This window comes from Pedobacter sp. 01T416_2, from assembly GCF_056398925.1.
The window spans coordinates 1-2,924 of the sequence record NZ_JBFTQI010000734.1 but is presented as its reverse complement, the minus strand read 5'-3'; the positions used below and the strand labels follow the sequence as shown (position 1 = coordinate 2,924).

Genomic DNA, 2,924 nt, shown 5'->3' with positions numbered 1-2,924 from the left:
TTGATGGGGGAAGCTGATGTTGATCTGGTTTTTTTTTAGCGGTTGAAAACATAAAGTGCACCTTTTGACTTTATGGTCACTACAAATAAAATCAAATTTATTTTGGGTCATTAATTTTATATCGTAATATTTATACTCCACTTAAATGCAGGCAGTTCCACAACCGATAAAAATAGTGTCGAATTGAATTCAGGCGTGTTGAGTACGATGTGGAAGCATCCGCCACAGCCATCATAAACAGCCCCCTGCCCGATGAGTTTGCTGATGCCTTGAGGCTTGCAAAATAACCTCAATCAATTGGATAATCAAATTTGAGGGTGCAGTGCTCTATTCTTTATTTACAGGCTTTGCAACCGGTAATATCATATAATAACGGCGCGGGTATCAGTAAATTTTATACTTTTACACCGTGAAATTCATTGCCCTGGTTTTATCTCTCATCGTATTTACGCTAACCGCGGTACCATGCTGTGCTTTAGCGCGAGAAGATAGCCATGCACTGAAAACCGATAAAGCGGAAAAACATGCTTGCAGTGAACATAGTGATAATTGCTGCAAAGGTTGTTCACCGTTTTATGTCTGCGGTACCTGTATTGGCTTTACCATCACTACACGTTCAACGATCGTTTTTGCGGTCCAGCTTTTACCTGTTCAGCACAATACGGCTTATATTCCACTTGAACTCCAGGCTATTTCTATTTCCATCTGGCAGCCGCCCAAACTTTCGTAGTTTATTTTCCTATCGTCCTAAACGGACATATTTATCGAAATCATTATTTAAAGATCATTATGAAAAGAACGATTGTGGTTTTGGCTATACTGTTGTTTACAGTTACCGCCTTTGCCCAAAATACGTATAAAGCCGTCATCAAAGACGCAAAGACGAACCAGGTACTTTCAGGAGCTACATTAAAAGTGCTTGGAACGACCATTGGCACGAAATCAGATAGTGCAGGTAATGCAAGTATTAGTGGTATACCTTCAGGTAAACAGACCATTCAGTTTAGTTATGTAGGCTACCAGACTAAAACGGATACACTGACCTTTCCCCTTGCTGAAACTAACCTTTTGACCGTTTTACTTACTGCAGCTGAAGAAGACGAGGACTTGGAGGATGTAGTGATCTCAGCGACAAGGAGCAGCCGTACCATTGATAATATTCCTACACGGGTCGAGGTCATCGCGGGGGAAGAACTGGATGAAAAGGGAAATATGAAACCTGGCGACATCCGCATGATGCTGGCAGAAAGTACCGGGATCCAGACCCAGCAGACTTCTGCTACCAGCGGAAACTCCAGTATCCGCATACAGGGACTGGACGGAAAATATACCCAGATCATTAGAGATGGTTTTCCGTTATACGCTGGTTTCTCGGGTGGATTGGGCCTGCTTCAGATTGCCCCATTGGATCTGCAGCAGGTAGAGGTGATCAAAGGTTCATCTTCTACGCTTTACGGTGGTGGAGCAATTGCTGGACTGGTAAACCTGGTTTCTAAAAAACCGACGGAAGCGCGTCGGCTTAATTTCCTTTTGAACGGTACTTCTGCTTTGGGACTGGATGCCAGTGCTTTTTATGGACAGAAATTTGATAAAATAGGTATCACGGTTTACGGTGCATATAACAAAGGAACAGCCTATGATCCTTCAAATGCCGGTTTGACCGCTATCCCCAAGTTTGACCGTTTCACCCTGAACCCCAAATTATATTTTTATTTCAATGATGCGACTACGCTTTCGGCCGGAATCAACGCTACAACTGAAAAACGGATCGGTGGCGATCTGGAATATGTGAAGGGAAATGGCAGTGTTGCCCATTCTTATTTTGAACAGAATAAAACCGGGCGTTACAGTTCTCAGGTTGAATTGGATCATAAACTAAGCGAAAGGGAAAAGCTGGTCATTCGCAATTCAGTGAGTTATTACGACCGCAGCATCGATCTTCCAAACTACCTGTTTTCAGGCGTTCAGGTATCTACTTATAGCGAGGCAAATTATAGCCGTAACGGAGAAAAAGCAGACTGGGTATTGGGTATAAACTTTCTGACCGATAATTTTAAGGAAGATCAGAACAGTAAGAATGCACTAAGAAGTTACAATTATAACACGGTCGGCGCATTTGCGCAGAACACCTGGAGCCTTTCAGAGAAATTTAGTATCGAATCTGGGGTAAGGGGAGATTACCACAATGAATACGGGTTTTTCTTTTTACCGAGAATTTCTGGATTGTGGAAGATCAATGAACATTTTTCTATCCGCTTGGGCGGTGGTCTGGGTTATAAGGCGCCAACTGTATTTACCGAAGATGCAGAGCGGATCCAGTTCAGAAATGTAGCGCCTTTAGATGTGGCAAATACAAAGGCGGAACGCTCTTATGGTGCCAACTATGATGTGAACTACCGCACCTCGTTGTTTGACGGTGCGGTTGGATTCAGCATCAATCAGATGTTTTTTTATACCCGAATCAATAACCCGATATTGTTGACGGCTGCTACTGGAACCAATCTGGCCTATGTCCAACCAACAGGTAATTTAGATACCAGGGGTATGGAAACAAATGCCAAAGTGACCTATGGTGATTTTAAACTTTTTATAGGTTATACGCTAGCTGATGTGAACCAGCACACGGGAAGCACCAGTACAAGTTATCCGCTGGTTTCAAAGCACAGGTTAAACAATGTATTGATGTATGAGCTTGAAGATAAGTGGAAGATTGGCGCCGAGGCATACTATTTCAGCAAACAGATGCTTAATGATGGCGCCACTGGTAAAAGCTATTGGACTGCTGGCCTGATGGCAGAAAAGCTATGGGAACGGTTTTCAATTTTTGTAAATTTTGAGAATTTAACGGACACCAGGCAGACCAGCTTTGATTCGATCTATACTGGAAGCATTACAAGTCCTGTTTTCAGGGACATCTATGCACC

Annotated in this window: 2 protein-coding genes; both read left to right on the top strand. The window is 42.9% G+C overall.

Annotated elements, in window-relative coordinates:
• Window positions 1-409 precede the first annotated feature (409 nt).
• The gene (locus AC1DPQ_RS23290; RefSeq protein ID WP_477583350.1) at window positions 410-730 is read left to right on the top strand and encodes a DUF6660 family protein; all 321 of its coding nucleotides are present in this window, start codon (window positions 410-412) and stop codon (window positions 728-730) included.
• Between the two features lie 59 nt (window positions 731-789).
• Window positions 790-2,924 (top strand): TonB-dependent receptor (locus AC1DPQ_RS23285; protein ID WP_477611023.1); only part of this gene is annotated, 2,135 nt, incomplete at its 3' end.